Here is a 24,400-nt window from a genome sequence, read left to right on the forward strand (position 1 = left end):
CGGGTGGCGGCGCGTTATCCGCTCCACCTGCCCCTGCGTTCCTCGCGCCACCTGGTGGCGCTGAGCGGCGCGGTCCACCTGGCGGCCGCGCTGGCTTTCCTGTTTTCCTCGCTGCCCTGGCCGGCCCGGCTGGCCGGCGTGCTGCTCATCCTGGCGAGCGTGTTCCGGCATGCCCGGCGCTGGCGCCATCCGCTGCAGCAGGTACTGGTGCTGCGTGCCGATGGCCTGCTCGATGTGGACGGCGAGGTCGTTGCGCTGGAGGCGGGCAGTACCGATTTCGGCTGGGCGATCTGGCTGCACTGGCGCGCCGCCGCGGGCAGACGCCAAAGCCTGATGCTGCTGCCCGATGCGCTGCCGTCCGGACGATGGCGGCCGCTGCGCATCTGGCTGCGCCACCGCGCCCGGGCAGATGGCGGAAGGGCGGACGAGCGCTGAACGCGCGCGTGTTCAACTCTCCATCTGCAGCCGCCAGGGCGACAGATGCTGCCAGAGCAGCTTGCGCCGCTCATCGACGGCCTGCAGCAGGGATTTCTCCAGGCGTGCCAGCAGCACCGAGCGCGGCGTGGCAACGTGGCGCAGCATGCTGAGCTGGAACGGGATGCCGTTTTCCAGGCGCAGCAGCAGAACCTTGCGCGGATTCAGGCCGGCGGCGGTGAACGAATCGACGAAGGCGTAACCCAGGCCATGTTCCACCAGCGTGCCGGCCAGCGCATAGGTCTGCACGCTCAGCGAATGGCGCAGCGGCCAGCCGTGCGCGCCCAGCGTGGCGGCCAGGCGCTCGCCGAGCGCGGTGGCCTCGGACAGGCCGATGTAGGGCTGTTCTCCCCATTGTGCATACCAGCGTGTCGAAGGCACGGGGCCGTCGCCGGTGAACAGGCCGGCCATGGCCGCTTCCCAGGCGCGCGGAACGGCCAGCAGCATCTCGCCGCCGGCCAGCGGCGCGCTCATCAGGGCCACGTGGGCGCCGGGTTCGATGACCACGCCCACATCGACGTCGAAGGCCAGCAGGTGGTCCTCGATTTCCGGGGTATGGCTGGCCCACAGATCCAGCACGATCTCCGGCGTCGATTCACGCATGCTGGTCAGCGCGCTGGGGAGCAGGGTGACCGCCAGCGAAGGGGTGACCGCCAGACGCAGCAGGCCGGAAGTACCGCGCCGCAGATTGCCCGCGAGCGCGTCGACGCGCTCGATCTCCCGCCAGGCGCGACCGACCTGGGCGAACAGGGTATGGGCCTCCGGGGTGGGCGTCAGCCGTCCACGCCCGCGCTCGAACAGCGGAAAACCCAGCGAAGCCTCGGCATGCCGCAGCACGCGGGAGACCACCGGCTGGGACACGTGCAGCATGCGTGCCGCCTCGCTGACCGAGCCGGCGATCATCACCGCGCGGAAGATTTCGATCTGGCGCAGCCGCAAGAGAGCCTCCATTCATCCATGTCTTGAAGGCATACCTTACCGCAGGATCTGCACGCTGTCCTTGTAACGCTCCCGCTATATTCGATTCTCGGGTCGCCTTTCGGCGACACAGCGTGTGGAGACATCGTGCGTATTGCGGTCATTGGAGCGGGAATCGTCGGTCTGGCCAGTGCCTGGGCGTTGCGCGAGGATGGGCACGAGGTGGTGGTGATCGACCGCCATGCCCAGACCGGCATGGAAACCAGCCATGCCAACGGCGGGCAGTTGAGCTACCGCTACATCGCCCCGCTGGCCGATCCGGACATCCTCGCCAAGATTCCCGCGTGGCTGATGCGGCGCGATGCGCCGGTGCGCTTCCGCCCGTGCTTCGATCCCCGGCAATGGCAGTGGCTGCTGAGTTTTCTCAAGGCCTGCAACCAGAACGACAAGCTGCGCTCGGTCGGCAACCTGCTGCCGCTTTCGCTGTACAGCCAGTCGCTGGTGCATGCCATGGTCGAAAGACATGGGCTGGATTTCGATTTCGTGCGCAACGGCAAGCTGGTGGTGCACCGCGATCCGGCGACCTTCGCCGCCGCGCGCCGGCTGATCGCCTCCTCGGCGGATCTGGCCTCGGAGCAGCGTGCGCTCGATGCCGACGAGTGCGTGGCGCTGGAGCCCGCGCTGGCCCGCCTGCGCCCGCATCTGCAGGGCGGCATCCATACCGCCAGCGAGGACGCCGGGGACTGCCTGAAGCTGTGCCGCGAACTGGAAACGCGCCTGTGCGAGGGCGAGCGCCCGGCCGAGTTCGTGCTGGGCGATGAGGCCACCGCGCTGGAAGCGGGCGATGGCCGCGTGCGTGCGGTGCTGCTGCGCGAGCGCGGGCGGCTGGCGGTGGATCAGCTGGTGATCGCCGCCGGGGCCAGCGCGCCGGCGCTGCTGGCCCCGCTGGGCGTGCGCCTGCCGATCTATCCGGTGAAGGGCTACAGCATCAGCGTGGCGCTGGGCGAGCAGGGCGCCGCGGCGGCTCCACGGGTCAGCGTCACCGATTTCCAGCGCAAGATCGTCTATGCGCCGCTGGCCCACCAGCTGCGCGTGGCGGGCATGGCCGACATCGTCGGCGCGGATGCCTCGGTGCAGCCCGATCGCGTCGCCACGCTGATCCGGGAAACGCGCGAGGCCTTTGGCGACTGGGTGGCCGATGCGCAGATCTCCACCTGGGCCGGCCTGCGTCCGGCGACGCCCACCGGGCGGCCGATCATCGACCGGGCCGGCGCCGTGAACCTGTGGATCAACGTGGGCCACGGCGCCCTGGGCTTCACCCTGGCGATGGGCAGTGGGGGGCTGCTGGCCGATCTGCTCGCCGGCCGTCATACCGCGGTGCCCCATGAAGGTTTCCTGCTGGCCAACGCGACGCCGCAAGGTTGGCGCAAACCGTTACGTGCTTAGCAGGGGAAATGAGAAATATTGAGCACAATTTGATTTCAACCGTATTAGTTTGTTTCAATGCAAACCTTTCACCCCGCCAATTCCGGCGGAACGCCCTGTGCATCACCCTTGGAGGACGTAGCATGAAAAAACTGACCGCCATCGCCGCAGCCTGCGCGACCGTCGCCGCGCTGGGAGCCGCTCCGGCCCATGCGCAACAGAAATTCGTGACCATCGGTACCGGTGGGGTCACCGGGGTGTACTACGCCGCCGGTGGCGCGATCTGCCGCCTGATCAACATGAACCGCGCGGAACATGGCATCCGCTGCTCCGTCGAGAGCACCGGCGGTTCGGTCTACAACCTGAACACCATCCGCGCCGGCGAACTGGATTTCGGCGTGGCGCAGTCCGACTGGCAGTACCACGCGTACAACGGCTCCAGTTCCTTCGCCAATGCCGGCGCCTACCCTGACCTGCGTGCGGTGATGTCGCTGCACCCGGAGCCGTTCACCGTGCTGGCGCGCAAGGAAGTCGGTGCCAAGTCCTTCGACGATCTGAAGGGCAAGCGTTTCAACATCGGCAATCCGGGCTCGGGCACGCGCGCGTCGATGGAGGAGCTGCTGGGCGCGCTGGGCTGGAAGACTTCGGACTTCTCCCTGGCCTCCGAGCTGAAGGCCGACGAGCACGGCGCCGCGCTGTGCGACAACAAGATCGACGGTTTCTTCTACGGCGTGGGCCACCCCTCGGCCAACATCCAGGATCCGACCACCACCTGCGGCGCGCAGCTGGTGCCGCTGACCGGTCCGGCGGTCGACAAGCTGGTCGATGGCGCGCCGTACTATGCCAAGGTCGAGATTCCCGGCGGTCTGTACAACAACAACCCCAACCCGACCCCGACCTATGGCGTCGCGGCCACCTTCGTGACCTCCGCCAAGGTGCCGGACGAAGTGGTCTACACCATGGTCAAGGCCGTGTTCGAGAACTTCGAGGACTTCAAGCGCCTGCACCCGGCGTTCGCCAACCTGAAGCCCGAAGAGATGGTGAAGAACGGGCTGAGCGCGCCGCTGCACGAAGGCGCCATCCGCTACTACAAGGAAAAGGGCTGGCTGTAAGCAAGCCGCGGGGCGCCGGAACCTGACAGGTTCCGGCGCCCGCTTTCATTTCTCCGGGCACATGGGCACGCCATTCCGTGCCGTGCCCGGACGGTTCTCCGCTCCGGCTATCGCCGGATGCGGCGGAGCCGGCGGATTCCAGGCCTTTTTCAGGAGACGGCTGCATGTCGAACCCGACCCCAACCCCCCATGCGATGACCGATGAAGAGCTGAAACGGATGATTGCCGAAGCCGATACCGGCGGACGCAGGCCGATCGGCTGGGCCGCCGGGGTGCTTTCCTTCGCCGCGCTGGCATGGTCCCTGTTCCAGCTCTGGTTCGCCTCGCCGCTGCCGTTCTCGTTCGGCTTCTTCATCCTCAACGATACCGAGGCCCGTGCCCTGCATCTGGCGCTGGCCGTCTTCCTGGGTTATCTGGCCTATCCCGCCTTCAAGCGCTCGCCGCGCGCCTACATCCCCGTGATCGACTGGGTGCTGGCCGCCGCCGGGGCATTCTGTGCGGCCTACCTGTACCTGTTCTACCGCGAACTTTCCACGCGTCCCGGCCTGCCGACGCAGATGGATCTGATCGTCGCCATTGCCGGGATCACCCTGCTGCTCGAGGTCACCCGCCGCGTGCTCGGCCTGCCGATGGTGATCCTCGCCATCGTGTTCATCGGCTACATCTTCCTCGGCCCCTACATGCCGGAGATGATCGCCCACCGCGGGGCGTCGCTGAACAAGGGGATGAGCCACCTGTGGCTGTCCACCGAGGGCGTGTTCGGCGTGGCGCTGGGCGTGTCCACCAGCTTCATCTTCCTGTTCGTGCTGTTCGGCGCGTTGCTGGAGACGGCCGGCGCCGGCAACTACTTCATCAAGGCCGCCATCTCCATGCTCGGCCACATGCACGGCGGTCCGGCCAAGGCCTCGGTGGTGGCCTCGGCGACCACCGGGCTGATTTCCGGCTCGTCGATCGCCAACGTGGTGACCACCGGCACCTTCACCATCCCGCTGATGAAGCGCGTGGGCTACAAGCCCACCAAGGCGGCGGCCATCGAGGTGGCCGCGTCGGTGGACGGGCAGATCATGCCGCCGGTGATGGGCGCGGCGGCCTTCCTGATGGTGGAATACGTCGGCATCACCTACAACGAGGTCATCAAGCACGCCTTCCTGCCGGCGATCATCTCCTATACCGCGCTGTTCTATCTGGTGCACCTGGAGGCCATGAAGGCCAACATCCGCGGCTTGCCCCGGCGCAACATCGCACCGGCCAGCAAGCGGCTGATCTCGTTCGGGCTCACCGTGAGCGGCCTGATCATCCTCGCCGGGCTGGTGTATTACGGCCTGGGCTGGATCAAGGATCTGACTGGAGAAGCCTCCACCCTGGTGGTTTCCGTGTTGATGCTGATCGCCTATGTGGCGCTGGTGCGCTATTCTGCCCAGCAGCCCGAACTGCACATGGACGACCCGAACAAGCCGCTCACCGAACTGCCGGAAACCGGCCCGACACTGAAGACCGGGCTGTATTTCCTGCTGCCGGTGGTCGCGCTGATCTGGAACCTGATGGTCGAGGAACTTTCGCCCGGCCTGTCGGCGTTCTGGGCCACCGTGTTCATGATCTTCATCCTGGTCACCCAGCGTCCGCTGCAGGCCTTCTTCCGCGGCCAGGGCAATCTGCCTGCGGCGACCATGCGCGGCCTCGGCGATCTGTACCATGGCCTGGTCAACGGCGCGCGCAACATGATCGGCATCGGCATCGCCACGGCCGCCGCGGGCATCATCGTGGGCACGGTGACGCTGACCGGCGTCGGCCTGGTGCTCACCGAGTTCGTCGAACTGGTCTCCGGCGGCAACCTGATGATCATGCTGTTCATGGTGGCCTTCATCTGCCTGATCCTCGGCCTGGGGCTGCCCACCACCGCCAACTACATCATCGTGTCCACGCTGATGGCGCCGGTGGTGGTTGAGGTGGGCGCGCAGAACGGCCTGCTGGTGCCGCTGATCGCGGTGCACATGTTCGTGTTCTATTTCGGCCTGATGGCCGACGCCACGCCGCCGGTGGGTCTGGCCGCCTATGCGGCGGCCGGCATCGCGCGCTGCGATCCGATCGTCGCCGGGGCGCAGGCCTTCCTGTACTCCATCCGTACCGCGATCCTGCCGTTCATGTTCATCTTCAACACCCAGTTGCTGATGATCGGCATCGACTCGTGGTGGATTTTCGTCCTCACCGTGTCGAGCGCCATCCTCGCCAACCTGATGTTCGCGGCGGCCACGCAGGGCTGGTTCTTCACGCGCAACCGCGCCTGGGAAGGCGTGGCGCTGCTGCTCATCACCTTCAGCCTGTTCCGCCCCGGCTTCTGGATGGATATGCTCTATCCACCGTATGAACAAGTGCCGGTCAGCGAGTTGACGCGCGTGGTCGAACAGGCGCCCGACAATGCCAGCCTGCGGGTGTTCATCGAAGGCATCAGCATTGAGGGCAAGGACATTTCCAAGGGCGTGCTGCTGCCGCTGGGTCCGCAGGGCAGCTTGCAGGAGCGCCTGAACCACGCCGGGGTGATGGTCAGCTCGTTCGGCGGCCAGGTGTCCGTGGTGTCGGTGCGCTTCGGCAGCCAGGCCGCGAAGCTGGGCGTGGAGCAGGGCCTCGACATCGCCTATATCGAACTGCCGACCGACCGGCCGCGCGACGAGTGGATGTTCATCCCGCCGCTGCTGCTGCTCGGCCTGATCGCCTGGCTGCAGCTGCGCCGCCGCGCGCTGCATCCGGTGCATCAGCCGATGGCCACCTAGACCGAAGGTTCAAACCGCCGCACGGGGGATGCGCATGGCTTACGAAACGATTGTGTATGAGCGCCGCGAGGGTATCGCGGAAATCCGCCTGAACCGGCCGCAGCGGCTCAACGCGGTCACCGAGCAACTGTATGCGGAGCTGCAGGAGGCGTTGGCCGAGGCGGAAGCCGACGGCGATGCGCGCGTGGTGCTGCTCACCGGCGAGGGCCGGGCCTTCTGCGTGGGCGCCGATCTGAAGGCGCACAAGGAGGGGCGCACCGCTTACGACCGCCGGCAGTACCTGCACGGCGAGCAGAAGGTGTGCCGCCGCCTGCAGCAACTGTCCAAGCCGGTGGTGGCCGCGGTGAATGGCTACGCGCTGGGCGCCGGCGCGGAAATGGCGGTGGCCTCCGACTTCATCGTCATGGCCGCCGGTGCGCGCATCGGTTTTCCCGAGATCGGCATCGGCAGCTTCCTGGGCGGCGGGGTGACCTGGCTGCTGCCGCGCCTGGTCGGCCTGGCCAAGGCGCGCGAACTGGTGTTTCTCGGTGAGCGCATCGACGGCGCCGAGGCCGTGCGCATCGGCCTGGCCAATCGGGTGTTGCCGGACGAGGGCTTCCTGGACGCGGCGCGCGAGTTCGCCGCCGCCATCGCCGGCAAGGCGCCGTTTTCCATGCAACTGGCCAAGGAGCAGCTCAACTTCGCCGCCGAACGTACCTTCGACGCGGCGCTGAGCGCGGAACTGGAAGGCATGACCTTCGTCAGCACCACGCAGGACTGGCAGGAAGGCGTGGACGCCTTCGCCGAAAAGAGATCACCCGTTTTCAAGGGACGCTGAACATGAACCGCATAACCATCGCCGAAGCGGCCGCGACCGTGCACGGCGAGCGCAGCCCGCTGCACGACTTCCTTTCCCCCGATTCCATCGCCATCATCGGCGCCTCGGCCGACCCCACCAAGCGCGGCTACAAAGCCATGGTAGGGCTGATCAAGGGGCATTACGCAGGCGCCATCTACCCGGTGCATCCCAAGCTCGCCGAAGTGCTCGGCGTGCGCGCCTACCCGTCGCTGGATGCGCTGCCCGGCCCGGTGGATCTGGCGCTGATCTGTACGCCGGCGGCCACCGTGCCCGGCATCCTCGAGGAATGCGGGCGCAAGGGGGTCAAGGGCGCCATCGTGCTGGCCAGCGGTTTCAAGGAAACCGGCGAGGAGGGCGCCCGCCTGGAGCGCGCCGTGCTGGAAGCCGCCCGTGCCGGCGGCGTGCGGGTGATCGGTCCGAACACCTCGGGCATGTTCAACCTGCACAAGAAGGTCAATCTGCTCGACCTGGCCAATGTGAAGGCGGGCGACATCGGCTTCATCTCGCAGTCCGGCAACATGCTGCTGTCGCTGGTGCTGGAGGCCGAACACAACGGCCACGTCGGCTTTTCCACCTACGTCGGTCCGGGCAACCAGACCGACATCGGCTTCAACGATTACCTGCGCTACCTGGGCGAGGATCCGCGCACGCGCGTGGCCACGCTGTACGTGGAAGGCTTCCGCGACGGGCGCCGCTTTCTCAGGGTGGCGCGCGAAACCACGTTGAAGAAACCCGTGGTGGTGTACAAATCCGGCGCCACCGAGGAAGGCCGCAAGGCCGCCAGTTCGCACACCGGTGCGCTGGCCGGCAGCTATGCGATGACCGTCGATCTGCTGCGCCAGATGGGCGTCAGCGTGGTGGAGGATTCCGACGAAATCCTGCCGGTAGCCGAAGGCCTGGCGCTGCTGCAGCAGGCGCGCGGCAAGCGCGTCGCGGTGGTGTCCGACGGCGGCGGGCAGGCCACCATCGCTTCCGACCGTCTCGCCGAGGCCGGGCTGACGCTTGCGCCGCTGAGCGAGGAAACCCGCCGCCGCCTGGCGGAAATCCTGCTGCCGCAGGCCTCGCTGGTGAACCCGGTGGACGTCGCCGGCAGCAGCGACGCCAATCCGGCCCTGCTGGCCGATTGTCTGCGCATCGTCGCCGAGGATGAAAACGTCGACAGTGTGTTCTTGGTCGGCATGTTCGGCGGCTACTACACGCGCTTCGCGGAAAACCTGCTGGGCGGCGAGATGCGCGGCGCCGAAGCGATGATCGAACTGGCGCGCGCCACCGACAAGCCGCTGGTGATCTACAGCCTGTACGCGCCGGTGAAACCGCCCGCGCTGCGCCGCCTGCACGAGGCCGGGCTGCCGGTGTACGCCTCCATCGAGCACGCCGTGCGCGTGCTGGCGGCCCTGGGCGAGCGCGGCATCCATCTGGCCACGCGCGGCCAGTCGGAACCCGCCGCCGCGCCTGAGCCGGATGCCGCCGTGCTGGCCGCGTTCACCGCCGCGGGCGAGCAGGGGCGTGACCTGTTCGAGTACGAGGCGCGCGCGCTGCTGCGCGCGCACGGCGTCGCGGTGGCCGAGGAACGCGTGGCGCGCGGCGCCGACGAACTGGCCGGCATCGCGGCCCACTTCGGCGAACAGGCGCTGGCGATGAAGGTGGTGTCGCGCGACATTCTGCACAAGTCGGACGCGGGCGGCGTCAAGCTCGGCCTGCGCGGCGAGGCCGAACTGCGCACGGCCTACGACGCCATCCTCAGCTCGTGCCGCGCCTACGCGCCGCAGGCCGACATCGAAGGCGTGCTGCTCACGCCGATGGCCCGCAAGGGCGTGGAAATCATCATCGGCGTCAGCCGCGACCCGATCTTCGGGCCGGTGCTGATGTTCGGCCTGGGCGGCATCTTCGTCGAGGTGCTGGAAGACGTGGCCTTCCGCTCCATCCCGTTGTCGCGCCACGATGCGCGCTCGATGGTCGACCAGATCAAGGCGCGGCGCATCCTCGACGGCGTACGCGGCCAGGTGCCGGTGGATACCGAGGCGCTGGTCGATCTGTTGCTCAAGGTTTCGGGCATCGTTTCCGCCTATCCGCAGATCGCCGAACTCGACCTCAACCCGGTGATGGCCTACGAGGACGGCTATGCGGTGGTCGACGCGCGCGTCATCGTCGATGCCGGCGAGGAGGGCAAGTCATGAACACGCAAGCATTGCCGAAGCTGATCGACGCGCGCCTGGAGGTGGCGGAGCGTGTCGCCACGCTCACCTTCGACCGCCACGACGTGCGCAACGCGCTCACCGGCACGCAGCTGGTCGACGATCTGCTGGCCGTCGCTGAATGGATCAACCGCGAGGCCGCCGAGGTTTCCGTGCTGGTGCTCACCGGCGCCGGCTCGGCGTTCAGCGCCGGCGGCAACGTCAAGGACATGGCCGCGCGCGGCGGCGACTTCGCCGGCGACGTGGCCGAGGTCGCCCAGCGCTACCGCACCGGCATCCAGCGCATGCCGCTGGCCCTGCAAGGCATCGAGGTGCCGGTGATCGCCGCGGTCAACGGGCCGGCCATCGGCGCGGGCTTCGATCTGGCCAACATGGCCGATCTGCGCATCGCCTCGACCAACGCACGCTTCGGCGAGACCTTCCTGAACCTGGGGATCATTCCCGGCGACGGCGGCGCGTGGTTCCTGCAGCGCCTGATCGGCTACCAGCGCGCCTTCGAGCTGACCCTGAGCGGGCGCATCGTCGATGCCGGGGAAGCCCGCCAACTGGGCATCGTGCTGGAAGTGGTGGAACCGGCGCAGTTGATGCCGCGCACGCTGGAAATCGCCGCGCGCATCGCCGAACAGCCACCCAAGGCCACCCGGCTGACCAAACGCCTGATGAAGATGGCGCAGCGCATGGAGCTGAAGGATTTCCTCGATCTGTGCGCCTGCTTCCAGGGCATGTGCCACAACGAGGGCGAGCACCTCGACGCGGTCAACAAGATGCTGGCCGCGATGGCCAAACGCTGACCGGCGTGTTTGGAATGCCGGAATGAAAACGGGGCCTCAGGCCCCGTTTTTCTTTGGATGGCGCGCCGTGTTCAGGCCCGCTTGCCGCGCGGCGGGCGCAGCACCGTGTCGCGCGCGCGCGGCAGCAGATCCGGATAATCGCGCGAATGGTGCAGGCCGCGGCTTTCCCTGCGGCGCAGCGCGCAGCGCACGATCAGGTCGGCGGTGACCACGAGATTGCGCAACTCGATCAGATCGTTGCCGATGCGGAAGTGCGAGTAGAACTCGTGGATCTCGCGTTCCAGCAGGCGGATGCGATGCTGGGCGCGGCGCAGGCGCTTGTTGGTGCGCACGATGCCCACGTAGTCCCACATGGCGCGGCGCAGTTCCGCCCAGTTGTGCGAGATCACCACTTCCTCGTCGGCGTCGGTGACCCGGCTTTCGTCCCACTCGGGCAGGGTCGGCGCCGCGCCGCGCGGCTTGGCGAGGATGTCCCTGGCGGCGGCCTCGCCGAACACCAGGCATTCGAGCAGCGAATTGCTTGCCAGCCGGTTGGCGCCGTGCAGGCCGGTGCACGCCGATTCGCCCACCGCGTAGAGATTGGCGACGTCGGTGCGCGCGGCCAGGTCGACCACGATGCCGCCGCAGGTGTAGTGCGCCGCCGGCACCACCGGGATCGGCGAACGGGTGATGTCGATGCCCAGCTCCAGGCAGCGCGCGTGGATGTTGGGGAAGTGCCCGCGCAGCCAGTCGGCCGGCTTGTGGCTGATGTCCAGATACACGCAGTCGAGGCCGCGCTTCTTCATCTCGAAGTCGATGGCGCGCGCCACCACGTCGCGCGGGGCGAGTTCGGCGCGCTCGTCGTGCTCGGGCATGAAGCGCGTGCCGTCGGGCAGCTTGAGCAGGCCGCCTTCGCCGCGCACGGCCTCGGAGATCAGGAAGGACTTGGCCTGCGGGTGGTACAGGCAGGTCGGGTGGAACTGGATGAATTCCATGTTCGCCACCCGGCAGCCGGCGCGCCAGGCCATGGCGATGCCGTCGCCGGTGGCGACGTCCGGGTTGGTGGTGTACAGATACACCTTGCCGGCGCCGCCGGTGGCCAGCACCGTGTTGCGCGCGCCGAAGGTGAGCACCTGATTGCGCTCGATGTCGAACACGTAGGCGCCCAGGCAGCCCGCGCCGGGCTGGCCGATCTTGTCGCCGACGAGCAGATCGACGGCGATGTGGTTCTCGAAGATGGTGATGCCCGGATGGGCCACGACCTGCTCGGTGAGCGTGGCCTGCACGGCCGCGCCGGTGGCGTCGGCGGCGTGGATGATGCGCCGGTGCGAGTGGCCGCCCTCGCGGGTGAGGTGGTAGCCCAGCGCCGACTGGTCCTCGCGGGTGAAGGGCACGCCGCGGCCGATCAGCCAGTCGATGGCGGCGCGGCCGTTCTCCACCACGAAGCGGGTGGCGCGCGCGTCGCACAGGCCGGCACCGGCGGTGAAAGTGTCCTGGATGTGCGCCTCGATGCTGTCGGTGTTGTCGAGCACGGCGGCGATGCCGCCCTGGGCCCAGGCGCTGGCGCTGTCGGCCAGGCTGCGTTTGGTCACCAGTGCCACCCGCTGGCCGCTTTCGGCCAGGCGCAGCGCGAGGGATTGCCCGGCGGTGCCGCTGCCGAGAATCAGGACGTCGAATTGGTGGATCAAGATCGGAGGACCGGTTGCGGGCTGGGGTTGCCCGGGGAAATATAGCACGGCGCACGCCCGGGGCCCGAAGGGAACGGTATTTCGCACAATCCCGCGTCGGCATCTGAACTATTTATTTACACCCGTGTCTTTCGCTTAGGCCGTGGTTTTGCCGCGCGGATGGGCGGTCGCTTATACTTCGGCGGTTTGATCCCCGAACGTATAAAAAAACGACCTGCCCATGAGCGATCGCGAAATCGATCAGTTGCTTGTCGAGCGTGTGCAACGCGGCGACAAACAAGCCTTCGGCCTGCTGGTGTCCAAGTACCAGCGCAAGCTGCACAGGCTGTTGTCGCGGCTGATCCGCGACCCGGCCGAGGTGGAAGACGTGGCGCAGGAAACCTTCATCAAGGCCTACCGCGCCCTGGGTTCGTTTCGTGGCGATAGTGCGTTCTACACATGGCTGTATCGCATCGGCATCAATACGGCGAAGAATTTCCTGGTGTCGCAGGGGCGGCGGGCGCCGACGTCCACCGAGTTCGACTCCGAGGAGGCCGAGACCTTCGAGGAAGGCGATCAACTGCGCGACATCAACACGCCCGAACGCCTGCTGATGACGCGCCAGATCGGCGAAACGGTGGAAGAGGCGATGTCCGCGCTGCCCGAGGAACTGCGCACGGCGATCATCCTGCGCGAGATCGAGGGGCTGAGCTACGAGGAGATCGCCGGCATCATGGACTGTCCCATCGGGACGGTGCGCTCGCGGATTTTCCGGGCGCGCGAGGCAATTGCGGAAAGACTGCGGCCGTTGCTCGATACGGCACCTGACAAACGTTGGTAGTGGGTGGTACTCATGAAGGACAAATTGTCGACCCTGCTCGATGGCGGCCTGGACGAACCGGCGATGAACGCCATGTTCGATACCTTGCGGCGCGATCCGTCCGCGCGCGAGGACTGGAACACCTACTGCCTGATCGGTGACGTGCTGCGCGGCGAGCACGGTGGCCCGGAGGGGTTCGTCGACCGCGTGATGGCCGTGATCGAGGACGAGCCGGTGGTCTTCGTGCCGGCACTGGCGGCCTCCGCCGAGCGCCGCCGCGGTCTGTGGCAGTCGATGATGCCGCTGGCCGCCTCGGTGATGGGGGTGACGGCGGTCGGCTGGGTGGCCTACACGCTGTCCGCGCAGGATGCCGCCGTGCGTCCGGAGGTCGCGGTGGTGACCGTGCCGGGCGCGTCGTCGTCGGCGGTGCTGCCGGTGGCGCAGGCTGCCGAACGCAGCGCGCCCAATGTGGTCGAGTTCCGCGCGGCGCCGCAGGCGCTGAACGATCCGCATCGCGAATATGTCTTCGTCCATCAGGCAATGTCCGGCGGCGGGCCGATTCCGGGGGCTGTGCAGTACGTGCGCAGCGTCTCCGACGTTCGCGCGGAAGGCGGCCGATGAAGGGTTTCGCCGCTGTTGTCTGTCTGGCCGCCGCGTTTGTCGCGCCCGTCCCGGCGGCGCATGCCGAGCCTCCGGGCGATCCGTTGTCCTGGCTGGGGCGCATCGCCTCGGCGTCCCGGCAGCTGAACTATTCCGGCACCTTCATCTACCAGACCGGCCGCCAGTCCGAGACTTCGCGCATCGCGCATATGGTCGATGCCAGCGGCGAGCACGAACGCCTGGAGGTACTCGACGGCAGCCCGCGCGAGGTCATCCGCTCGAACAGCGAGGTGCGCTGCGTGCTGCCCGAGCAGAAGGTGGTGATCATCGACGAGTCCGCCGACCGGCGCGCGTTCCCGGCGCGTATTCCGGCCTCGTTCTCCGGGCTCGCCGAGCACTACCGCATCAGCAAGGGCAAGGTCGGCCGCGTGGCCGGCTACGAGACTCAGTTGATCGTCCTCGAACCGCGCGACGAACTGCGCTACGGCCATCTGTTCTGGGCCGAACTGCAGTCCGGCCTGCTGCTCAAGGCACGCATGGTCGACGAAGGCGGCGAGATGATCGAGCAGTTCACCTTCAGCGAAGTGAAGATCGGCAGCGTGGACCGCGAGTCGCTGTCGCCGCGCTACCGCAAGGATGGCGACTGGCGCGTGGTCAACACGCGCGGCAGCGAGGTGCGCAAGGAAGACGCCGGCTGGGTGCTCGCCGAGGCGCTGCCCGGTTTCACCCTCAGTTCGGTGGTGCGCCGCCCGCTCGGTGCAGGGCGCGGAGAGGTGGTGCATATGGTGTTCAGCGACGGGCTGGCTTCGGTGTCGGTGTTCATCGAGCCGCTCGGCGGACATGAGCACGGCGTTGAAACCGGCGCGCAGGCGTCCGGCTCCATCAACATCTACAAGCGCCCGGTCAACGGCCATCTGGTCACCGCGCTGGGCGAGGTGCCCCGGTTGGCCGTGCAGCGCCTCGGCGACGCCATCCGGCCCGCCCCATGATCGAGGCACGCGCCCGGGTGCTGCGCGTCGACGGCGAGCAGGCCTGGCTGTGCATCGACGAGCAAGCGGGTGGCTGCGGGCGCTGCGATGAACCGGGCGGTTGCCGCTCGGTGAAGATTTCCACCCTGTTCCGTTCCCCACAGCAGACCTTCCGCGTCCGCAACGAAATCGGCGCGCAGCCGGGCGATGCCGTGCGCGTGTGCATGGAAGACGGCGCGCCGCTGCGTGCGGCGCTGGTCAGCTACGGGCTGGGCGCGTTGCTGGCGGTGCTCGGCGCGGCTCTGGGAAGCGCCCTGGTCGGCGGCGACCCGGCCACCCTGGCCGGCGCGCTGGGCGGTCTGTTGGCTGCGCTGGGGCTGAACCGGATGCTGGCGCGCAGCCGGCGTTGGCGCGGTGGCCTGCGGATGAGCGTGTTGCCGGCGGGCGCCTGCGCGCACCGGCACGATGAGGCGGTTCGATGAATTCCTTTCCCGTCGTGTGGACGGCGCGCGGCCTGCGTTTGCTGCGCATGCTGGTGGTGGCCTACGGCGCCTTGGCCTGGAGCGGCGTGTCGTCGGCGGCCGATCTGCCGGACTTCACCGCTTTGGTGGAACGCCAGGCCGCTGCGGTGGTGAACATCAGCACCACCCAGGCGGTGCACAGCGGCCTGCCGTCGCTGCCCGGCTTCAGCGAAGCCGATCCGATGTTCGATTTCTTCCGGCGCTTCATCCCCGGCCATCCGCGTATTCCGCGCGCCGATCCCGAGGGGCGCTCGCTGGGCTCCGGTTTTCTGATCAGCGCCGACGGCTACATCCTGACCAACGCCCACGTGGTGGATGGCGCGGACGAGATTCTCGTGCGCCTGGTCGACAAGCGCGAGCTGCCCGCGCGCCTGATCGGCGCCGATCCGCGCAGCGACGTGGCACTGCTGAAGATCGACGCGCAGGGCCTGCCCCATGTGGTGCTCGGCGATCCAGACCGTCTGAAGGTGGGCGAATGGGTGGTGGCCATCGGTTCGCCGTTCGGCTTCGACCATTCGGTGACCGCCGGCATCGTCAGCGCCAAGGGGCGTACGCTGCCCGACGAGAATTTCGTGCCCTTCATCCAGACCGACGTGGCGATCAATCCGGGCAATTCCGGCGGGCCGCTGTTCAACCTGCGCGGCGAGGTGGTCGGCATCAATTCGCAGATCTACAGTCGCACCGGCGGCTTCATGGGCCTGTCGTTCTCCATTCCGATCGACGTGGCGATGGCGGTGCAGGCCGAACTGCGCGAGGCCGGCCGGGTGCGGCGCGGGCGCATCGGCGTGGCCATCCAGGAAGTCTCCCGGGAATTGGCCGAGAGCTTCGGCCTGCCGCGCGCGGCGGGAGCGCTGGTCAGCTCGGTGGAGCCGGGCGGGCCGGCCGCCGCCGCGGGCGTGGAGCAGGGCGATGTGATCGTGCGTTTCGGGGGCAGGGCGGTGGAGTCGTCCGCCGATCTGCCGCGCATCGTCGCGGCCATCCGGCCGGGGGAACGCGTGGAGCTGGAAGTGGTGCGCGGCGGAAAGCCGCGCACGCTCAGCGTGGTGCTCGGCGAATGGCAGGATGACGAGGCCGTGCCGCAGGCCCGCCGGGAACAGCGCCCGCGCGGCCAGCCCAACCGCATCGGCCTGGTGGTTTCCCAGCCCAGCGCGGCGCAGCGCCGCGAGCGGGGGCTGGAGCACGGCCTGCTCGTCGAGCGCGCGCAGGGGCCGGCGGCGCGTGCCGAGATCCAGCCCGGTGATGTGATCCTCGCCGTGGTCAGCGGCGGACGGCAGACGCCGCTGCGTACGCTGGAGGAGTTCAACCGCGCGGTCGGCGGTCTGAAGGACGGCCAGAGCGTGACGCTGCTGGTGCGCCGGGGCGACGGCGCTTCCTACGTCAGCCTGAGGGCCGGCGAATGAGCGGCGGGATGCGTGAATTCACGGTGATGAGCCGGGAATGGTGCCACCTCTGCCACGATCTGGTGGCGCAGCTCGAGCCGATCGCCGCCGAATACGGCTGGAGCGTGAAGGTGGTCGATGTGGACCAGCACCCGGAACTGGAGGCGCGCTGGGACGAACTGGTGCCGGTGCTGCTGGCGGGCGACGTGGAACTGTGCCATTACCATCTCGACGAGCTTGCCGTCCGTGCCCACTGTGCGGGTTTTCCGCTAGAATCCAGCCTTTAGCCCGCAGCGGGTGCCGCGCGGGCGTCCATTCCAACAGGGTGCCGCAAGGCGCCCTTTCTGTTGTCATCCATGCAGCAACATATCCGAAATTTCTCCATCATCGCCCACATCGACCACGGCAAGTCCACGCTGGCCGATCGCCTGATCCAGTATTGCGGCGGCCTGTCCGACCGCGAGATGGAAGCCCAGGTGCTCGACTCCATGGACCTGGAGCGCGAGCGCGGCATTACCATCAAGGCGCAGACCGCCGCGCTGCAGTACAAGGCGCGCGACGGGCAGGTGTACAACCTGAACCTGATCGACACCCCGGGGCACGTGGACTTCTCCTACGAGGTGAGCCGCTCGCTGGCCGCCTGCGAGGGCGCGCTGCTGGTGGTGGACGCCTCGCAGGGCGTCGAGGCGCAGACCGTGGCCAACTGCTACACCGCGCTCGACCAGGACGTCGAGGTGGTGCCGGTGCTCAACAAGATCGACCTGCCGGCCGCCGACCCCGACAACGCCCGTGCCGAGATTGAGGACGTGATCGGCGTCGATGCCTCCGAGGGCATCCTGTGCTCGGCCAAGACCGGCCTGGGCATCGAGGAGGTGCTGGAGGCCATCGTGCATCGCATGCCGCCCCCCAAGGGCGACGCCGCCGCGCCGCTGAAGGCGCTGATCATCGACTCGTGGTTCGACAACTACGTGGGCGTGGTGATGCTGGTGCGCGTGGTCGACGGCGTGCTGCGCCCCAAGGACAAGATCCGCTTCATGTCCTCCGGCGCCCAGTACCTGTGCGAACAGGTCGGCGTGTTCACGCCGAAGTCGGTGGCGCGCGAGGAACTGGCCGCCGGCGGGGTGGGCTTCATCATCGCCGGCATCAAGGAGCTGGAGGCCGCCAAGGTCGGCGACACCATCACCCTGGCCAGCCGCCCGGCCGCCGAGCCCTTACCCGGCTTCAAGGAAATCAAGCCGCAGGTGTTCGCCGGGCTGTATCCGGTGGAATCCTCCGAATACGACCAGTTGCGCGACTCGCTCGAAAAGCTGCGCCTCAACGACGCCTCGCTGCAGTTCGAGCCGGAAGTCTCGCAGGCGCTGGGCTTCGGCTTCCGTTGCGGCTTCCTCGGCCTGCTACACATGGACATCGTGCAGGAACGTCTGGAGCGCGAATTCGACATGGATCTGATCACCACCGCGCCGACGGTGGTGTATGAGGTGGTGTTGAACAGCGGCGAGGTCATCCACGTGGAAAACCCCGCCAAGCTGCCGGAAGTGGGCAAGTACCAGGAGATCCGCGAACCCATCATCACCGCCACCATCTTCATGCCGCAGGAGTACGTGGGGCCGGTGATCACGCTGTGCAACCAGAAGCGCGGCGTGCAGGTGGACATGCGCTACCACGGCCGCCAGGTGCAGTTGATCCACGAACTGCCGATGAACGAAGTGGTGATGGATTTCTTCGACAAGCTGAAATCCGTGTCGCGCGGCTACGCCTCGCTCGACTACGAATTCAAGGAGTACCGCCCGGCCGATCTGGTCAAGCTCGACATGATGGTCGGCGGCGAGAAGGTCGATGCCCTGTCGGTGATCGTGCACCGCGCCAGCGCGCAGTACCGCGGGCGCGAGCTGGCCGCCAAGCTGCGCGGGCTGATCCCGCGCCAGATGTTCGACGTGGCGGTGCAGGCGGCCATCGGCTCGCACATCATCGCGCGCGAGACCATCAAGGCGCTGCGCAAGAACGTGCTGGCCAAGTGCTACGGCGGCGACATCACCCGCAAGAAGAAACTGCTGGAGAAGCAGAAGGAAGGCAAGAAGCGCATGAAGCAGGTGGGCAACGTGGAAATTCCGCAGGAAGCCTTCCTGGCCGTGTTGCGCGTCGAGGATGGTGGCAAGTAGTAGCGGCGCGCCCCGCCGCGATTCGATGGAGACCGCGTGAATTTCGCCCTGATTCTGTTCCTGTTGCTGGTGATCACCGCCGTGCTGTGGGCGGCCGACCGTTTCTATGCGCGCAAGCGCCGTGCGCCCGATGAGCCGGCGCCCTGGTGGGTGGAGTACGGCGCGAGCTTCTTCCCGGTGATCCTGATCGTGTTCGTGCTGCGCTCCTTCCTGGTCGAGCCGTTCAAGATTCCCTCCGGATCGATGATCCCGACCCTGCTGGTCGGCGATTTCATCCTGGTCAACAAATGGACCTACGGCATCCGCCTGCCGGTGATCAACCAGAAGATCATCCCGGTGGGCGACCCGCAGCGCGGCGACGTGATGGTGTTCCGCTTCCCGTCCGATCCGTCGGTGGATTACATCAAGCGCGTGGTCGGCCTGCCGGGCGACCGCGTGGAGTACCTCAACAAGCGCCTGAGCATCAACGGCGAGGCGGTGGCGCTGCGCGCCGAGGGCGAATTCCTGCATACCGACCGGCTGTACTACTCGCCGCGCTACGTCGAGCAGCTCGGCAAGCAGGAGCACGCCGTGCTGATCGAGGACGATGCGCCGCCCTATGTCAGTCAGGTGGTGGATTTCCCGTTCCGCGAGAACTGCACCTATACTAGCGCCGGCGTGCGCTGCGTGGTGCCGCAGGACCATTACTTCGTCATGGGCGACAACCGTGACGGCAGCTACGACAGCCGCTCCTGGGGTTTCGTGCCGGACGAGAACATCGTCGGCCGGGCCTTCTTCATCTGGTTCAATTTCAACGACATGAAGCGCATCGGCAGCTTCCACTGACGGAGAGCCCGCACATGAAGCGCAAGCAAGCCGGCCTCAGCCTGATCAGCGTGCTGATCCTCGGCGCCGTTCTGGCCTTTCTCCTGTTGCTCGGTTTCCGTACCGTGCCGGCGGTCACCGAGTACTACGCCATCCAGCGCATCCTGCCGCAGCTCGCCAGCGAGGGCGACAACGGTTCGTCGATCACCGAAATCCGCCGCAGCTTCGAACGCCGCGCGCAGATCGACGACATCCGTTCGGTCACTGGCACCGACCTGCGCATCGCCAAGCAAGGCGGCAGGACAGTCATCGATGTGGCCTATTCGCGCGTCGTGCCGGTGGCCGGCAACGTCAGTCTGCTGCTGGATTTCAACGCCTCCAGCGCGAAGCGTTGAGCGGCATGCAGCTGGCGCGCCTGCAACGCGGGCTGGGCCACCCGTTCGCCGACGCCGCGCTGCTGCGCCAGGCGCTCACCCACCGCAGCTACGGCCAGCCCAACAACGAACGGCTGGAATTCCTCGGCGACAGCATCCTCAACGCCGTGGTGTCGATGGCGCTGTTCGAACGCTACGGCGAACTGCGCGAGGGGGAGCTGTCGCGCCTGCGCGCCTCGCTGGTGCGCCAGGAGGCGCTGCACCGCATCGCGTTGAAACTCGAACTGGGCGACTGCCTGCTGCTCGGCGAGGGCGAATTGAAGTCCGGCGGCGCGCGCCGCCCGTCCATCCTCGCCGACGCGCTGGAGGCGCTGTTCGCCGCGGTGTTCCTCGATGCCGGTTTTCCCGCCGCCAAGGCGGTCATCGATGGCCTGTACCAGCCGGCACTCGAAGAGCTCGACCCGCGCGCACCCACCAAGGATCCCAAGACCGCCCTGCAGGAATGGCTGCAGGGCCGCAAGTACAAACCGCCGCGCTACGAGATGGTCAAAGTGCTGGGCGAGGCCCACGCGCAGGAATTCGAAGTGGCCTGCGTGATCGACGCGCCGGCCCTGCGCACCGTCGGGCGCGGCCCCAGCCGGCGTTTCGCCGAACAGCAATCGGCCGAGCTCGCGCTGGCTCAACTGAGAACGAAATGAACGCATCCGCTCCCACTCCGCCGGCCGGGGAAGAGTCCTTCCGCACTGGCTTCGTCGCCATTGTCGGGCGCCCCAACGTCGGCAAGTCCACGCTGCTCAACCGCCTGATCGGGCAGAAGATCAGCATCGTCTCCAGCAAGGCGCAGACCACCCGCCACCGCGTCACCGGCATCCGCAGCGACGCCGGCGCGCAGTTCGTCTTCGTCGATACGCCGGGTTTCCAGACCCAGCACCGCAACGCGCTCAACCGTTCGATGAACCGTACCGTCACCCAGGTGCTCAGCGACGTCGACCTGGTTTTCCTGGTGGTCGAGGCCGGGCGCTACGGCGAGGACGACCGCAAGGTGGTCGAGGTACTGCCCGAGGGCGCGCGCGTGGTGCTGGTGATCAACAAGGTCGACCGCCTGGCCGACAAGCGCATGCTGCTGCCCTTCATCGAGCAGATGAGCGCGGCCTATCCTTTCGCCGAGATCGTTCCGCTGTCCGCCGAGCGCGGCACCAACGTGGACGAACTGGTGCGCGCCGCCACGCCGCTGCTGCCCACCGGTGCGCCGATGTACGACGAGGACGAGATCACCGACCGCAGCGAGCGTTTCCTGGCCTCCGAATTCCTGCGCGAGAAGCTCTTCCGTCTGCTCGGCGACGAACTGCCCTACGGCATGGCGGTGGAAATCGAGAAGTTCGAGACCGAGGGCCGGCTGCGCCGCATCCACGCCGCGGTCATCGTCGACAAGCCCGGCCACAAGGGCATCGTCATCGGCAAGGGCGGCGAGCGCCTCAAGCGCATCGCCTCCGAGGCGCGCGTGGAACTGGAAAAGCTCTTCGACGGCAAGGTCTTCCTGGAAGTCTGGGTCAAGGTGAAGAGCGGCTGGGCCGACGACGAGCGCGCCCTGAAGAGCCTGGGCTACGAATAAGCCAGCGGGCGGCACGGCGTGGCCACCAAGCAGCGCATCCTCGAGCAGCCTGCCTATGTGCTGCACACCTATCCCTGGCGCGAAACTAGCCTGATCGCCGAGGTGTTCTCGCGCGACCACGGCCGCGTGGCGCTGGTCGCCAAGGGCGCGCGGCGCCCGCATTCCGCCTTCCGTGGCGTGCTGATGGCTTTCCAGCCCCTGCTGGTGGATTGGTCCGGCGGCGGCGAGGTGAAGACCCTGGTGCGCGCCGAATGGCAGGGCGGCCAGCCCTTGCTCACCGGCCGCGCGCTGCTCTGTGGCTACTACCTCAACGAACTGCTGGTGCGCCTGACCGCGCGCGAAGACGCCCATGCCGCGCTGTTCGCCGACTATGCGCAAGCGTTGCGCGAACTGGCCGCCGGCGCACCGCTCACCGCGCTGCTGCGCCGCTTCGAACTGGCCCTGTTGAATGAGCTGGGCTATGGCGCGGGGTTGGAACTGGAAGCCGACAGCGGCGCGGCGGTGCGGCCCGAGCATCACTACCTCTATATAATCGAGCGCGGTCCGGTGCCGCTGGCCGGCGACATGCTGCCCGACGACGGCACGCCGGTGATCAGCGGGCGCAGCCTGCTGGCGATGGCGCGGGGCGACTTTTCCGCCGCCGAAACCCTGGCGCAGAGCAAGGCCGTGCTGCGCGCCGTCATCAACCACTACCTGGGCGGCCAGCCGCTGCAGTCGCGCCGGGTGCTCAAGGAGTTGCAGGAACTGTGAGCGCTGCCATTGAACTCGGCGTCAATATCGACCACGTCGCCACGCTGCGCCAGGCGCGCCGCACCTGGGAACCGGACCCGGTGTGGGCGGCCGTGGAAGCCCACCTGGGCGGCGCGGACGGTATCACCATCCACCTGCGCGAGGACCGCCGCCACATCCACGACGAGGACGTGCGCCGCCTGCGCGAGCTCACCCAGGTCAAGCTCAACCTGGAAATGGCCGCCACCGCCGAGATGGTGGACATCGCCTGCCGGGTGAAACCGGAAATGGCCATGCTGGTGCCCGAAGGCCGCCTGGAAGTGACTACCGAGGGGGGCTTGGACATCCTCGCCAACGAGGCCGCGCTGAAGGACCGCGTGGCGCGCCTGGCCGATGCCGGTATCGTCAGCAGCGTGTTCATCGATGCCGAGCCGGCGCAGATCGAAGCCGCTGAGCGCATCGGCGCACGCGTCTGCGAAGTGCACACCGGCCCCTACGCGCACGCCTTCCACGCCGCCGGGCGCGACGTGGACGCGCCGGCGGTGGTTGCCGAGCTGCGCCGCGTCGCCGTGGCCGGCGAGGCCATCCGCGCGCTGGGCATGCGCTTCAACGCCGGTCATGCGCTCAACTACTACAACGTGCAGCCCATCGCCCGGCTGGCCGGCGTGCGCGAACTGCACATCGGCCACTCCATCGTCAGCCGTGCGGTGTTCGTCGGCCTGCGCGCGGCGGTCGCCGAGATGAAGCGGCTGATGCGCGAGGCCGCCGGCCGCTGAAGGCGGGCAGGGCATGATCCACGGCATCGGCACCGACATCGTGCGCATCGAGCGCGTGCGCGCCGCGCTGGAACGCCACGGCGCGCGCTTCGCCGAGCGCATCCTGGCCGAGGGCGAGCGCGTCGCGTGGGCGGCCAGCCGCGATCCCGCGCGCTTCCTCGCCAAGCGTTTCGCCGCCAAGGAAGCCTTCGGCAAGGCGCTGGGCACCGGTATCGCGGTGCCCGCCACGCTGCACGCCATCGCGGTGGGGCACGACGCGCTGGGCAAGCCGGTGTATGAGTACGACGGGCGCCTGGCCGCGCATATGGCCGAACACGGCCTCAACGCCCACCTCAGCCTGTCCGACGAGGACGAGCACGTGGTGGCCTTCGCGGTGATCGAACGCACATGAACATGCCCGCCAGCGCCCTGGGCCCGGTGATGCTCGACGTCGCCGGCACCGCGCTCACCGACGAGGAGCGAGAGCGCCTGCGCGACCCGCTGGTCGGCGGGGTGATTCTGTTCGCGCGCAACTACACCGATTCCGAACAGATCGCCGCGCTCACCGCCGACATCCGCGCCGTGCGCGCGCTGCCGCCGCTGATCGCCGTGGACCACGAAGGCGGGCGCGTGCAGCGTTTCCGCGACCACGGCTTCACCCGCCTGCCGGCCATGCGCACGCTGGGCGCGCTGTGGGCGGAGGATTCGCTGGCCGCGCTGGAAGCCGCGCGCGATACCGGCTACGTGCTGGCCGCCGAACTGCTCGCCCACGGCGTGGATCTGAGCTTCGCGCCCGTGCTCGATCTGGACTACGGCTGCAGCCGGGCCATCGGCAACCGCGCCTTCCACCGCGACCCGACGGTCACCGCCGCGCTGGCCCAGGCGCTGGTGGCCGGCATGGCCGAGGCGGGCATGAAGAGCGTGGGCAAGCATTTCCCCGGGCACGGCTTCGTGGAGGCCGATTCCCACGTCGATATCCCGGTGGATGAACGCCTCTTCGACGACATCTGGGCGCAGGACATCGCGCCCTATCGCCACCGCCTGGGCCGCCAGCTTGGCGGGGTGATGCCGGCGCATGTCATCTATCCGGCGGTCGATCCGCACCCGGCGGGTTTCTCGCGCTTCTGGCTGCAGGAGGTGCTGCGCGGGCGGCTGGGCTTTGACGGCGCGATCTTCAGCGACGACCTGAACATGGAAGGCGCGCTGGTGGCCGGCGACATCCTCGGCCGCGCGCGCGCCGCCTTCGAGGCCGGCTGCGACATGGTGCTGGTGTGCAACCGCCCCGATCTGGCCGCCGAACTGCTCGACCGCTGGGCGCCGGAAGCCGACCCGGACGGCCAGCGCCGCATCGCCGCGCTGCGCGGCCAGCCGCGCCACGCCGATCCCTTCGCGCTGGAACTGGCGCCGCGCTACGCCGCCGCGCGCACGGCCGTGCAAGCGCTGGCCGAGCGCGATGCCGTCGCACCGATGCTGGCGGCCGGGACCAGCGGCGACGCGCCGGCAGGCTGAGGA

General features: G+C 68.0%; 24 protein-coding genes. 22 read left to right on the forward strand and 2 right to left on the reverse strand.

Annotated elements, in window-relative coordinates; all coding sequences use genetic code 11:
* Positions 1 to 3 precede the first annotated feature (3 nt).
* Positions 4 to 435 carry a protein YgfX gene (locus E6C76_RS01925; protein WP_136346574.1) on the forward strand — a complete coding sequence of 144 codons (432 nt, stop codon included), beginning with the start codon at positions 4 to 6 and terminating at the stop codon, positions 433 to 435.
* 12 nt (positions 436 to 447) lie between these two features.
* On the opposite strand, the gene E6C76_RS01930 is transcribed toward E6C76_RS01925, so the two are convergent.
* Entirely contained in the window at positions 448 to 1,425 is a 978-nt protein-coding gene (locus E6C76_RS01930) for a LysR family transcriptional regulator (protein WP_136346575.1), read from the reverse strand.
* Positions 1,426 to 1,539: 114 nt separating this feature from the next.
* Here E6C76_RS01930 and E6C76_RS01935 point away from each other — a divergent pair, with 114 nt between their 5' ends.
* The 6 genes from E6C76_RS01935 (at position 1,540) to E6C76_RS01960 (ending at position 10,521) form a co-directional block, all read left to right on the forward strand.
* Positions 1,540 to 2,838, forward strand: a complete 1,299-nt coding sequence (locus E6C76_RS01935) for a D-amino acid dehydrogenase (protein WP_136346576.1) — start codon at positions 1,540 to 1,542, stop codon at positions 2,836 to 2,838.
* Between the two features lie 122 nt (positions 2,839 to 2,960).
* Positions 2,961 to 3,929 (forward strand): TAXI family TRAP transporter solute-binding subunit, encoded by a 969-nt coding sequence (locus E6C76_RS01940; protein ID WP_136346577.1) that lies wholly within the window; start codon positions 2,961 to 2,963, stop codon positions 3,927 to 3,929.
* Between the two features lie 164 nt (positions 3,930 to 4,093).
* Positions 4,094 to 6,697 (forward strand): TRAP transporter permease, encoded by a 2,604-nt coding sequence (locus tag E6C76_RS01945; RefSeq protein ID WP_136346578.1) that lies wholly within the window; start codon positions 4,094 to 4,096, stop codon positions 6,695 to 6,697.
* Between the two features lie 34 nt (positions 6,698 to 6,731).
* Positions 6,732 to 7,514 (forward strand): enoyl-CoA hydratase/isomerase family protein, encoded by a 783-nt coding sequence (locus E6C76_RS01950; protein WP_136346579.1) that lies wholly within the window; start codon positions 6,732 to 6,734, stop codon positions 7,512 to 7,514.
* Between the two features lie 2 nt (positions 7,515 to 7,516).
* Positions 7,517 to 9,712, forward strand: a complete 2,196-nt coding sequence (locus E6C76_RS01955; protein ID WP_136346580.1) for an acetate--CoA ligase family protein — start codon at positions 7,517 to 7,519, stop codon at positions 9,710 to 9,712.
* A complete protein-coding gene (locus E6C76_RS01960) occupies positions 9,709 to 10,521 on the forward strand; it encodes an enoyl-CoA hydratase-related protein (protein ID WP_136346581.1) in 813 nt (270 codons plus the stop codon). Before E6C76_RS01955 ends, E6C76_RS01960 begins: the two co-directional genes overlap by 4 nt.
* 71 nt (positions 10,522 to 10,592) lie before the next feature.
* Here E6C76_RS01960 and nadB read toward each other — a convergent pair whose 3' ends face one another.
* A complete protein-coding gene (nadB, locus tag E6C76_RS01965; RefSeq protein ID WP_136346582.1) occupies positions 10,593 to 12,188 on the reverse strand; it encodes an L-aspartate oxidase in 1,596 nt (531 codons plus the stop codon).
* Positions 12,189 to 12,408: 220 nt separating this feature from the next.
* Here nadB and rpoE point away from each other — a divergent pair, with 220 nt between their 5' ends.
* The 15 genes from rpoE (at position 12,409) to nagZ (ending at position 24,397) form a co-directional block, all read left to right on the forward strand.
* Positions 12,409 to 13,008: an RNA polymerase sigma factor RpoE gene (gene rpoE / locus E6C76_RS01970; RefSeq protein ID WP_136346583.1), complete on the forward strand. Its 600-nt coding sequence runs from the start codon at positions 12,409 to 12,411 to the stop codon at positions 13,006 to 13,008.
* Positions 13,009 to 13,020: 12 nt separating this feature from the next.
* Positions 13,021 to 13,608: a sigma-E factor negative regulatory protein gene (locus tag E6C76_RS01975; RefSeq protein ID WP_136346584.1), complete on the forward strand. Its 588-nt coding sequence runs from the start codon at positions 13,021 to 13,023 to the stop codon at positions 13,606 to 13,608.
* Positions 13,605 to 14,576, forward strand: a complete 972-nt coding sequence (locus E6C76_RS01980; protein ID WP_136346585.1) for a MucB/RseB C-terminal domain-containing protein — start codon at positions 13,605 to 13,607, stop codon at positions 14,574 to 14,576. The genes E6C76_RS01975 and E6C76_RS01980 overlap by 4 nt, the downstream gene beginning before the upstream one ends.
* Entirely contained in the window at positions 14,573 to 15,037 is a 465-nt protein-coding gene (locus tag E6C76_RS01985; protein WP_136346586.1) for a SoxR reducing system RseC family protein, read from the forward strand. The genes E6C76_RS01980 and E6C76_RS01985 overlap by 4 nt, the downstream gene beginning before the upstream one ends.
* Positions 15,034 to 16,476, forward strand: a complete 1,443-nt coding sequence (locus tag E6C76_RS01990) for a DegQ family serine endoprotease (protein WP_408003458.1) — start codon at positions 15,034 to 15,036, stop codon at positions 16,474 to 16,476. Before E6C76_RS01985 ends, E6C76_RS01990 begins: the two co-directional genes overlap by 4 nt.
* A gap of 8 nt (positions 16,477 to 16,484) precedes the next feature.
* Positions 16,485 to 16,742 (forward strand): glutaredoxin family protein, encoded by a 258-nt coding sequence (locus E6C76_RS01995; protein ID WP_408003459.1) that lies wholly within the window; start codon positions 16,485 to 16,487, stop codon positions 16,740 to 16,742.
* A 69-nt stretch (positions 16,743 to 16,811) separates the two neighbouring features.
* Entirely contained in the window at positions 16,812 to 18,614 is a 1,803-nt protein-coding gene (gene lepA / locus E6C76_RS02000; protein WP_136346588.1) for a translation elongation factor 4, read from the forward strand.
* A 36-nt stretch (positions 18,615 to 18,650) separates the two neighbouring features.
* The gene (gene lepB, locus E6C76_RS02005; protein ID WP_136346589.1) at positions 18,651 to 19,439 is read left to right on the forward strand and encodes a signal peptidase I; all 789 of its coding nucleotides are present in this window, start codon (positions 18,651 to 18,653) and stop codon (positions 19,437 to 19,439) included.
* A 14-nt stretch (positions 19,440 to 19,453) separates the two neighbouring features.
* Entirely contained in the window at positions 19,454 to 19,813 is a 360-nt protein-coding gene (locus E6C76_RS02010; protein ID WP_136346590.1) for a DUF4845 domain-containing protein, read from the forward strand.
* A gap of 5 nt (positions 19,814 to 19,818) precedes the next feature.
* Positions 19,819 to 20,490, forward strand: a complete 672-nt coding sequence (gene rnc / locus E6C76_RS02015) for a ribonuclease III (protein ID WP_136346591.1) — start codon at positions 19,819 to 19,821, stop codon at positions 20,488 to 20,490.
* The gene (gene era, locus E6C76_RS02020) at positions 20,487 to 21,404 is read left to right on the forward strand and encodes a GTPase Era (protein ID WP_136346592.1); all 918 of its coding nucleotides are present in this window, start codon (positions 20,487 to 20,489) and stop codon (positions 21,402 to 21,404) included. The genes rnc and era overlap by 4 nt, the downstream gene beginning before the upstream one ends.
* An 18-nt stretch (positions 21,405 to 21,422) precedes the next feature.
* A complete protein-coding gene (gene recO, locus E6C76_RS02025; RefSeq protein WP_136346593.1) occupies positions 21,423 to 22,154 on the forward strand; it encodes a DNA repair protein RecO in 732 nt (243 codons plus the stop codon).
* Positions 22,151 to 22,909: a pyridoxine 5'-phosphate synthase gene (locus E6C76_RS02030; RefSeq protein ID WP_230976129.1), complete on the forward strand. Its 759-nt coding sequence runs from the start codon at positions 22,151 to 22,153 to the stop codon at positions 22,907 to 22,909. The genes recO and E6C76_RS02030 overlap by 4 nt, the downstream gene beginning before the upstream one ends.
* A gap of 13 nt (positions 22,910 to 22,922) precedes the next feature.
* Entirely contained in the window at positions 22,923 to 23,300 is a 378-nt protein-coding gene (gene acpS / locus E6C76_RS02035) for a holo-ACP synthase (RefSeq protein WP_136346594.1), read from the forward strand.
* The gene (nagZ, locus tag E6C76_RS02040; RefSeq protein WP_136346595.1) at positions 23,297 to 24,397 is read left to right on the forward strand and encodes a beta-N-acetylhexosaminidase; all 1,101 of its coding nucleotides are present in this window, start codon (positions 23,297 to 23,299) and stop codon (positions 24,395 to 24,397) included. The genes acpS and nagZ overlap by 4 nt, the downstream gene beginning before the upstream one ends.
* Positions 24,398 to 24,400 lie beyond the last annotated feature (3 nt).

The sequence above is a fragment of the Pseudothauera nasutitermitis genome (assembly GCF_004801295.1).
In the GTDB taxonomy this organism is placed as follows: Bacteria; Pseudomonadota; Gammaproteobacteria; order Burkholderiales; family Rhodocyclaceae; genus Pseudothauera; species Pseudothauera nasutitermitis.

Excerpts from the sequence above, each read along its gene's own strand:
- E6C76_RS01930 (WP_136346575.1), bottom strand. The coding sequence starts at position 1,425 with ATGGAGGCTCTCTTGCGGCTGCGCCAGATCGAAATCTTCCGCGCGGTG.
- E6C76_RS01940 (WP_136346577.1), top strand. The coding sequence starts at position 2,961 with ATGAAAAAACTGACCGCCATCGCCGCAGCCTGCGCGACCGTCGCCGCG.
- E6C76_RS01945 (WP_136346578.1), top strand. The coding sequence starts at position 4,094 with ATGTCGAACCCGACCCCAACCCCCCATGCGATGACCGATGAAGAGCTG.
- E6C76_RS01950 (WP_136346579.1), top strand. The coding sequence starts at position 6,732 with ATGGCTTACGAAACGATTGTGTATGAGCGCCGCGAGGGTATCGCGGAA.
- E6C76_RS01955 (WP_136346580.1), top strand. The coding sequence starts at position 7,517 with ATGAACCGCATAACCATCGCCGAAGCGGCCGCGACCGTGCACGGCGAG.
- E6C76_RS01960 (WP_136346581.1), top strand. The coding sequence starts at position 9,709 with ATGAACACGCAAGCATTGCCGAAGCTGATCGACGCGCGCCTGGAGGTG.
- rpoE (WP_136346583.1), top strand. The coding sequence starts at position 12,409 with ATGAGCGATCGCGAAATCGATCAGTTGCTTGTCGAGCGTGTGCAACGC.
- E6C76_RS01975 (WP_136346584.1), top strand. The coding sequence starts at position 13,021 with ATGAAGGACAAATTGTCGACCCTGCTCGATGGCGGCCTGGACGAACCG.
- E6C76_RS01980 (WP_136346585.1), top strand. The coding sequence starts at position 13,605 with ATGAAGGGTTTCGCCGCTGTTGTCTGTCTGGCCGCCGCGTTTGTCGCG.
- E6C76_RS01985 (WP_136346586.1), top strand. The coding sequence starts at position 14,573 with ATGATCGAGGCACGCGCCCGGGTGCTGCGCGTCGACGGCGAGCAGGCC.
- E6C76_RS01990 (WP_408003458.1), top strand. The coding sequence starts at position 15,034 with ATGAATTCCTTTCCCGTCGTGTGGACGGCGCGCGGCCTGCGTTTGCTG.
- E6C76_RS01995 (WP_408003459.1), top strand. The coding sequence starts at position 16,485 with ATGCGTGAATTCACGGTGATGAGCCGGGAATGGTGCCACCTCTGCCAC.
- lepA (WP_136346588.1), top strand. The coding sequence starts at position 16,812 with ATGCAGCAACATATCCGAAATTTCTCCATCATCGCCCACATCGACCAC.
- E6C76_RS02010 (WP_136346590.1), top strand. The coding sequence starts at position 19,454 with ATGAAGCGCAAGCAAGCCGGCCTCAGCCTGATCAGCGTGCTGATCCTC.
- rnc (WP_136346591.1), top strand. The coding sequence starts at position 19,819 with ATGCAGCTGGCGCGCCTGCAACGCGGGCTGGGCCACCCGTTCGCCGAC.
- era (WP_136346592.1), top strand. The coding sequence starts at position 20,487 with ATGAACGCATCCGCTCCCACTCCGCCGGCCGGGGAAGAGTCCTTCCGC.
- acpS (WP_136346594.1), top strand. The coding sequence starts at position 22,923 with ATGATCCACGGCATCGGCACCGACATCGTGCGCATCGAGCGCGTGCGC.
- nagZ (WP_136346595.1), top strand. The coding sequence starts at position 23,297 with ATGAACATGCCCGCCAGCGCCCTGGGCCCGGTGATGCTCGACGTCGCC.